This window comes from Maritalea sp. (assembly GCF_047634455.1).
Taxonomy (GTDB): domain Bacteria; phylum Pseudomonadota; class Alphaproteobacteria; order Rhizobiales; family Devosiaceae; genus Maritalea.
In genome coordinates this window covers 24683-32628 of sequence record NZ_JBLIAI010000028.1, presented here as the reverse complement: position 1 = coordinate 32628, position 7946 = coordinate 24683, and the positions used below count along the sequence as shown (strand labels likewise).

Sequence of the window (7946 nt, the reverse complement as noted above, 5' to 3'; positions counted from 1 at the left end):
GGATCAGGAGACGATGTTGTTTCTGGTGGCGCAGGTGATGATATTATCAACGCTGGATCAGGTGACGACCGGGTAAGCGGCGGCGCAGGTGATGACCGTATTAATGCAGGCTCTGGTGATGACCGGGTCAGCGGTGGTGCAGGTGATGATATTATCAACGCTGGATCAGGAGACGACCGGGTAAGTGGCGGCGCAGGCGATGACCGCATCAATGCTGGATCAGGCGATGATATTGTTTCTGGCGGTGCGGGAGATGACCGCATCAATGCAGGCTCAGGCGATGACCGGGTAAGCGGTGGTGCTGGTGATGACCGCATCAATGCAGGCTCTGGTGATGACCGCGTAAGTGGCGGTGCTGGCGACGATATTATCAATGCAGGATCAGGCGACGACCGGGTAAGTGGCGGCGCTGGCGATGATCGCATCAATGCAGGCTCTGGCGATGATGTTGTTTCTGGCGGTGCCGGTGATGATCGCATTAATGCAGGTTCGGGAGATGACCGGGTAAGCGGCGGCGCAGGTGATGATCGCATAAATGCAGGCTCAGGCGATGACCGGGTAAGCGGTGGTGCTGGTGATGATCGCATCAATGCAGGCTCAGGCGATGACCGGGTAAGCGGTGGTGCTGGTGATGATCGCATCAATGCAGGGTCTGGTGATGACCGGGTAAGCGGCGGCGCAGGCGATGACCGTATTAACGCTGGATCAGGAGACGATGTTGTTTCTGGCGGTGCTGGCGACGATATTATCAATTCTGGATCAGGCGATGACCGGGTAAGCGGCGGCGCAGGCGATGACCGTATTAACGCTGGATCAGGAGACGATGTTGTTTCTGGTGGCGCAGGTGATGATCGCATCAATGCAGGCTCAGGTGATGACCGGGTAAGTGGCGGCGCAGGCGATGATCGCATTAACGCAGGATCAGGCGACGATGTTGTTTCTGGCGGTGCTGGCGACGATATTATTAATGCAGGCTCTGGCGATGACCGGGTAAGTGGCGGCGCAGGCGATGATCGCATTAACGCAGGATCTGGTGATGACCGAGTAAGCGGCGGCGCGGGCGATGACATAATCGACGGCGGTGCTGGAGATGACTATATAAGTGGCGGTGCTGGCAATGATATCATCCAAGGCGGTGCCGGTGATGATCAACTATATGGCGGTCAGGGCGACGACGTCTTCTTGTTCTCTGTTGGTGACGGCAATGATGTTGTTCATGGCGGCACTGGAGCAGATTGGACAGACAGCATCTCGCTTTCTGACGGTTCCGGATCGGGCCAAGAATTGGGTGTGATGGGATCCGATTGGACCGTGACCGTGACCAGCGGCGAAATCTTATCTGTCGATGACGGGGAGATGGTCTTTAGTGAGGATACCAGTGGCACAATTGAGCTGTCTGATGGCAGTACGATTGATTTTGATGGGATTGAAAGTCTGTCCTGGTAAGGCGAATACTCCAAGACCGAAAATTCTGGGCGCTCCAATGGATTGGGGCGCCCAAATTGTGTCTGCTAAGCTTTATTGCGCCGAGCGCCCCACAATTTTGGGGCGTAAAAGACGGCAAAACTCAAAAACGCAAAGCTCCATCCAAACTGTGCGGTGCGCAACAGGATTTGGCTGAAATCTCCAAATAGATCAAGCGCAACCAATACGCGTAGTGATGAGGCAAGAAGAATTGTTGTGAATGCCAGTTGTGCGCCGAAGTCTGTTTTAAGGTCGTTTCCGGTATGCCCCCTGGTGGTGCGTACCATGACGCCAAGTATCATTGAACCAAATCCGCCCATACCCACCGCGTGAATTCCCGCCGCTGCGCTTATTTGACCTGGCCATAGAATGTGCGCGCCGATAAGGGCAAAGCCAATGGGCAAAAATAAGTAGGCGAGATGTAATATTAGCAAGAGATAACAACCAATGATGCGATCACCCGCCCAACGACTTAGGCGCACCAAATTGGCAGCTGCGGCCAGCAAAAACAAATAGCCTACGAAAATGCTCTCGGGCCAAATTGACCAACCGGCCAGGGTGATGATTGAAAAACCAAGGGCCACTTTATCAAGTTTACTAAATGGCGTTGGCAACCGCCCCGGTTTCATGCGAGCGAGCCAGTTTCGGGTGAAGCTTGGGATAATCCGACCGCCGATCAACATCACGAGCAGTGTGATGGCTGTAATGCCGACCCGGCGGGAAATGCTTGCCTCGCCGAACAAACTTACCTCCACATAGAAAGCAATATTGCCAGCGGCTAGTATCCCAATCAGCGCCAATACGCGGGCGTTGCGCCAGTTTTTGCCTGCGATAATTTCAATTGCGACGGCCCCAAAAAATATCAAAAGAAAAGCGCTATCCACAAACGCGGTAACCGTTAGGCCAAAATATGCAGAAAAATTGAAAGCGATACGACCAGCAAGCCAAATCACAACCAGTAACAAAAGCGGGGTGCCTTTGACGGGTAAACGACCAGTCCAGTTGGGAATTGCGGTGAGTAAAAAACCGGCAATGACTGCGGGCAATACACCGAATAAGAGTTCGTGCACGTGCCAATCCACGGTGCCTACAACTATCGGGATTTCGATTTCCGCAAAGTAGAATGGCAGCCAAAACAAGATGTTGAGGGCCGCATATAAAGCGCCAAGAAAGAAAAAAGGGCGAAACCCATATGATAAGAAGGCAGGGCCGTGTTCGGGGCGTGCGCGGACTTTGTTGTGTAGCATGTTGCCTCAAGTTCAAAAGGGGGACGCGCCAGCCCGACGTCCAACCCAAATCAATTGTGGGTGTTGCAAGCGGGCGCACTCAATCTTGTTTCTAGTCTGTCGTTGCAAAGGAATGTTTGCTAAAGATCAAACTGTTCAAAAATTGTTGAGTGGCTAGTCATATATGTTGAAAATCGATCCCACCCTAATAAAAGATCTAAAAGCATTTGTCGGCTTGGATATTGATGAGCTTGAGTTGGTTTTATCTGACGCTCATTCAAGTCTCTTTGTGAAAGGGGAGGCGTTTTTCCGCGAAGGTGAAAAAGCGACACGGTTTTTTGTTTTGCTTGACGGGTTTTTGCAAGTGATCCGCACAACGGAAAATGGCGAACAAGTCATTATGCGCCATTTTGCGCCTGGTGATGTGTTTGGTATTGCGCCGGCGCTTCGGCGAGACACTTATCCTGCAACTGCATTGGCCGTCGCAGATTGTGTGGCTTTGCACTGGCCAAACAGATTTTGGGACATATTTGAAAAAAAAGTGCCACGCCTTGTACAAAATGCGCACGGTGCTGTGGGCGAACGCTTGAACGCCTCGCAAGATCGCATCGTCGAAATGGCCACCGAGCAAGTGGAACGGCGTGTTGCGCGGGCTGTGGTTCGATTGGTGCAACAAACCGGCAAAAAAACGGCCAAAGGTATTCGGATTGACATGCCGATATCGCGTCAGGATATCGCTGAAATGTCAGGAACGACTTTGCACACAGTAAGTCGTATTTTCAGCAGCTGGTCGAATCTTGGATTGGTCGCTGTAGGTCGTCAGAAAATTGAAGTATTGTCTGCACATAAGTTAGTCATCATTGCGGAAGGACATTGAGGTCATTTGGGCCTGAGCGCGAAGTTTAGTTCGACCAGAAATGTGTTCTGGTCCAATTGATATTCGCGGCACGCGTCCTTGATTGTGTGGAAGCCAGAAATTGGACAGCCGACGCAAATCATTTTGTGTTTCAAAAATACGGCAATGGAATTTGGCCAACGTTGCATTATTTCGTCTAGGCTCAAATTTGGTTCAATCGTCGATTTTGGCATCTTTCTCCCCGTGAAACGAAGATCCGCTAGCAACGATCTCGCTATTCAGAACATAATTTCTTCACAAAAATGTTTCTTTGCGCTGGCACAAACTGGTGCAAAGTGTAGGTTTAGCTTGTGTTTATTGTGTTCGTTTGATGGTGGGCGAACAGGTGCGCAATCAGATGTAGTTAGGATGCAATATGGATTTGGGATTGACGGGAAAGAAGGCGTTGGTTTTGGCATCGAGCCAAGGATTGGGTCTTTCGGTCGCGACGGCTTTGGTGCATGAGGGCGCTCATGTTGTGATTTGTGGTCGCTCAGCACAAAAACTCGCCGAAGTTGCTGTACGATTGAGCGCGATGGGACCGGGGCAGGCTGACTTTGTTGAAGCTGATTTATCCAATGTGTCCGCCGCGAGTGACATTTTTGCTGCGGCAAAGGCCAAGTTGGGTCGAATAGATATTCTTGTTAACAATACGGGCGGTCCACCACCGGGCACAACAACCACTCCAGATGCACAAACATGGCGCACATATTTCGACACAATGGTTTTGCGAGTAATTGAGATCACCAATCTTTGCCTGCCGGATATGCAGGCGAACAAGTGGGGACGCGTTCTGACCATCGCATCTTCGGGTGTGGAGCAGCCTATTCCAAATTTGGCCATGTCCAACACATTGAGGTCGTCACTTGTTGGATGGAGCAAGTCGCTTGCGAATGAAGTCGGGAGAGATGGCATAACGTCCAATATGCAATTGCCAGGGCGTATACACACCGCGCGATTGGATCAACTCGATGGCAATAACGCAGAACGGACTGGGCGCAGTATTGAAGATGTGCGCGCGCAAAACGAAGCGCAAATACCTGTTGGTCGCTATGGACGAACTGAAGAATTCGGCGAATTGGCAGCGTTTTTAGTTTCCGAACGGGCGAGCTATGTCAACGGCTCTGTTGTTCGTTGCGACGGTGGTGCCACACAAGGCATCTAGCGCAAACTCAAATTGAGCGTTCTAACAAAGTACTTGAATTCGTGACATAATTTGAGTTGTTTTTCCAACCTTGATGAGGAGTTCGCATTGCGGTTTTTGTTAGTAGAAGACAATATGCAACTGGCAAAAGCGCTCAAAGAGCGTTTTGCGTTGGAAGGGCATGTTGTCGATCATGCTGAAGACTTAAGCGATGCGATGGTGAGCACATCAACTGTGGCGTACGATCTCATATTATTGGATATTATGTTGCCGGATGGCGATGGCCGTTCATTTTTGAAAACCCATCGCAGCAAAGCGGAGCGGACGCCGGTTATCGTGCTCACTGCCCGATCAGAAGTGTCTGATCGTGTAGGGCTTTTGGATCTGGGCGCGGACGACTATATCACCAAACCGTTTGATTTTTCTGAACTGGAAGCGCGTTGCCGTGCTGTGTTGCGGCGACAAGGTGGCAGCGTCAACAACGCGCGGGAATTTGCTGATCTGGTATTTGACCCCACGACTGGCAGTCTCAAAGTAGCAGCGCAGGAACGTTCGCTTAGAAACAGAGAATTGCGGTTGCTGGAAGTATTTTTTGGGTCTCCTGGACAGATTTTTTCTAAAACTTACCTGATGGACCGGTTGTTTTCATTCGATGATGATGTTTCTGAAAATGCTATCGAGGTCTATGTGGGGCGTTTACGCAAGAAGCTTGAAGGGTCGCAAGCGCGGATAGAAACGGTGCGGGGGCTTGGTTATCGGATGATCCAACAATCATGATCAGATTTTTGGTAACAAACTCCATCCGCCGTCGATTGGTTGTCCAACTTTCGGTCATGGCGGCGTTGTTGTCGATTGTGTTTTTTGTTGCGGTTCGTTCTGTTGCAGAACAAGCTGCCGCTGACACCCAGGACAATATTCTTGCCGCTTCCGCCACGTCAATTGCCGACGCGCTATATTCGGAACGTGGTCGGGTGCGGGTAGAATTGCCATATTCGGCATTGTCAATGTTGGGCACAATTTCTGAGGACAGGGTGTTTTATCGTATTGTTGCTGACGGTGAAACAGTAACTGGTTATGACGATTTGGCGGTACCCGAAGTGGATAACAGGCAGCGTATTGCGCAGTTTGTAACCGATCAATACCGAGGAGAAGAGGTACGTGTTGTTTCCTTGGCGCGCGCTGTCAGCAATGGTGAACGCGCGGCAAATGTGCGCATTATTATTGCGCAAACGCGTCGCGGATTGGCGGCCATATCTTCACAAATCACCTCAACAGCGATGGCAGTTGCCATTGGTTTTTTCCTAATGGCCACAGCGCTTAGTCTGTTGGCGGCACAAAGCGCAGTTGCACCTTTGAACAAACTGGCAAAATCGGTTGCACGGCGCGGCCCGAAAGACCTGCGGCCGGTCGTCACCAATACGCCGGGTGAGCTGGTGCCGTTGGTGGATGCACTAAATAATTTTATGATGAGGTTGCGTGCGTCCTTGACCCGATCTGAGGAGTTTATTGCTGAAGCGGCACATCGGGTGCGCACCCCACTGGCTACTGTACGCACCCAAGCGGAAGTGGTGCATCGGCAAATGGAAAAGCCGGAAAATCGTAAGGCTTTGAGAGAGATGATCCGAGCTGTTGACGAGAGCTCGCGCTCTGCTGGGCAGTTGCTTGATCACGCTATGGTGACGTTTAGAACTGACCATCTCGAACGGGATGAAATAGACCTTCGCACATTGGCAATGGAAACGTGCGAGCGGTTGCAGCCCACAGCAGAATTGAAGGACATCGAGATTGTTCGCGAGCTGCCGAAGCAGAGTGCAAATATTTTTGGCGACCGAATTTTACTGCAAAATGCAGTGCGGAATGTCTTGGATAATGCGATAAAGTATTCGCCTGCCGAGAGCACAATAATTGTCGCAGTCGCACAAAATGAGAAAGAGATGAAACTGTCAATAATTGACCAAGGACGTGGATTTGACGGTGCAGATTTGGGCAAATTAACAGGACGGTTTTCGCGCGGTACAAATGTTGATGATATCGTTGGGTCTGGTCTGGGTTTGACCATCGCCGATGAGGTCCTACGCGCCCATAAAGGTCACCTGCTGATCGAGGCAAATAAGGAAGGTGTTGGTGCATGCGTTATGCTGGTTTTCGAACGGTCCTAGTTGGGTTGGTGCTTTTCGTCGGTCTGATTTTGCCGGTGCAAGCCTTTGAGATCGAAGCGCAAAAACGTTATCCGCTTGCCAGCGCGCAACAAACGCTGACGATATTGTCAACGGCTGATATCGAGGTTTTTGAGCCGATAATTCGTGCATTTCAACTTGCCAATCCAGACATTGGCATCAATTACGTCACGTCCGGCAGCACTGAGGTGATGAGAGCGATCTATGAAGAGGGCGCGCAATTTGATTTGGTGATTTCGTCTGCCATGGACCTGCAGACGAAGTTGGCGAATGATGGTTTCGCCCTTGATTATTCTTCTGAGGCAACATCAACATTGCCTCAATGGGCAACGTGGCGCAATCAGGTATTTGGGTTCACGCAAGAACCTGCGGTGATGGTGATTTCGGAAGCTTCTTTTGAGGGTTTGGATGTTCCAAGGACACGCCAAGAACTTATTGAACTCTTGCGGGACAATCCCGACAGATTTGCGGGACGTGTTGGCACATATGATGTGCGCACGTCGGGCCTTGGATATTTGTTTGCGACACAAGATTCGCGCAATACCGAGAGTTTTTGGCGATTAACTGAAGTGATGGGGCGGCTTGATGCGCAACTCTATTGTTGTTCGGGAGCTATGATCTCTGATGTGGCCTCGGGTAAACTTGCGTTGGCCTACAATGTATTGGGTAGCTATGCGGCCAGTCAGCTACAGGGTGCCGATGGGTTAAAAATTGTATATTTGGATGATTTTGTTGGCGTAATGTTGCGCACGGCGCTTATTCCACGTGGCGCAAAACAACCAGAAGCCGCCGGCCGTATGATTGATTTTTTGGCCCGCTTGGGCGCTCATCCTGACCTGTCGGTGGCGACGGGTTTGCCGCCGATTACTGACCAGCAGCAAGCCGCAGGCACCGTGCTTCGACCCATCAGAATGGGCCCTGGATTGCTGGTGTTTTTGGATCAATTGCGTCGCGAAACGTTTCTTCGCAGCTGGACCAGCTCGATAAAGCAAAATGAGTAAATATCTGCGCTTGCACTCGTTCTATATTTGTTCCAGTCT

General features: G+C 50.8%; 8 protein-coding genes. 6 read left to right on the top strand and 2 right to left on the bottom strand.

Features of this window, described 5'->3' with window-relative positions; translation table 11 throughout:
- A partial coding sequence (locus ACJAZW_RS08940; RefSeq protein ID WP_415157215.1) for a calcium-binding protein occupies nucleotides 1-1446 on the top strand: 1446 nt, incomplete at its 5' end.
- 65 nt (nucleotides 1447-1511) lie between these two features.
- On the opposite strand, the gene ACJAZW_RS08935 is transcribed toward ACJAZW_RS08940, so the two are convergent.
- Nucleotides 1512-2711 carry an NnrS family protein gene (locus ACJAZW_RS08935; RefSeq protein ID WP_415157213.1) on the bottom strand — a complete coding sequence of 400 codons (1200 nt, stop codon included), beginning with the start codon at nucleotides 2709-2711 and terminating at the stop codon, nucleotides 1512-1514.
- A gap of 163 nt (nucleotides 2712-2874) precedes the next feature.
- Here ACJAZW_RS08935 and ACJAZW_RS08930 point away from each other — a divergent pair, with 163 nt between their 5' ends.
- Entirely contained in the window at nucleotides 2875-3567 is a 693-nt protein-coding gene (locus ACJAZW_RS08930; protein ID WP_415157211.1) for a Crp/Fnr family transcriptional regulator, read from the top strand.
- 2 nt (nucleotides 3568-3569) lie between these two features.
- Here the strand turns inward: ACJAZW_RS08930 and ACJAZW_RS08925 are convergent, their stop codons facing one another.
- Nucleotides 3570-3779 (bottom strand): DUF1858 domain-containing protein, encoded by a 210-nt coding sequence (locus ACJAZW_RS08925; protein WP_415157209.1) that lies wholly within the window; start codon nucleotides 3777-3779, stop codon nucleotides 3570-3572.
- Between the two features lie 182 nt (nucleotides 3780-3961).
- On the opposite strand from ACJAZW_RS08925, the gene ACJAZW_RS08920 reads away from it, so the two are divergent.
- From ACJAZW_RS08920 to ACJAZW_RS08905, 4 genes are all read left to right on the top strand, one after another.
- Nucleotides 3962-4750 carry an SDR family oxidoreductase gene (locus ACJAZW_RS08920; protein ID WP_415157207.1) on the top strand — a complete coding sequence of 263 codons (789 nt, stop codon included), beginning with the start codon at nucleotides 3962-3964 and terminating at the stop codon, nucleotides 4748-4750.
- Between the two features lie 87 nt (nucleotides 4751-4837).
- Entirely contained in the window at nucleotides 4838-5506 is a 669-nt protein-coding gene (locus ACJAZW_RS08915) for a response regulator transcription factor (RefSeq protein ID WP_415157205.1), read from the top strand.
- Nucleotides 5503-6888 (top strand): sensor histidine kinase, encoded by a 1386-nt coding sequence (locus ACJAZW_RS08910; RefSeq protein WP_415157203.1) that lies wholly within the window; start codon nucleotides 5503-5505, stop codon nucleotides 6886-6888. Before ACJAZW_RS08915 ends, ACJAZW_RS08910 begins: the two co-directional genes overlap by 4 nt.
- Complete coding sequence (locus tag ACJAZW_RS08905; protein ID WP_415157201.1) at nucleotides 6858-7907, top strand: ABC transporter substrate-binding protein; 1050 nt, start codon at nucleotides 6858-6860, stop codon at nucleotides 7905-7907. Before ACJAZW_RS08910 ends, ACJAZW_RS08905 begins: the two co-directional genes overlap by 31 nt.
- Nucleotides 7908-7946 lie beyond the last annotated feature (39 nt).

What these genes read in the sequence shown, in the direction of transcription:
- ACJAZW_RS08935 (WP_415157213.1), bottom strand. Translation starts at nt 2,711, where the DNA reads ATGCTACACAACAAAGTCCGCGCACGCCCCGAACACGGCCCTGCCTTC.
- ACJAZW_RS08920 (WP_415157207.1), top strand. Translation starts at nt 3,962, where the DNA reads ATGGATTTGGGATTGACGGGAAAGAAGGCGTTGGTTTTGGCATCGAGC.
- ACJAZW_RS08910 (WP_415157203.1), top strand. Translation starts at nt 5,503, where the DNA reads ATGATCAGATTTTTGGTAACAAACTCCATCCGCCGTCGATTGGTTGTC.
- ACJAZW_RS08925 (WP_415157209.1), bottom strand. Translation starts at nt 3,779, where the DNA reads ATGCCAAAATCGACGATTGAACCAAATTTGAGCCTAGACGAAATAATG.
- ACJAZW_RS08905 (WP_415157201.1), top strand. Translation starts at nt 6,858, where the DNA reads ATGCGTTATGCTGGTTTTCGAACGGTCCTAGTTGGGTTGGTGCTTTTC.
- ACJAZW_RS08930 (WP_415157211.1), top strand. Translation starts at nt 2,875, where the DNA reads ATGTTGAAAATCGATCCCACCCTAATAAAAGATCTAAAAGCATTTGTC.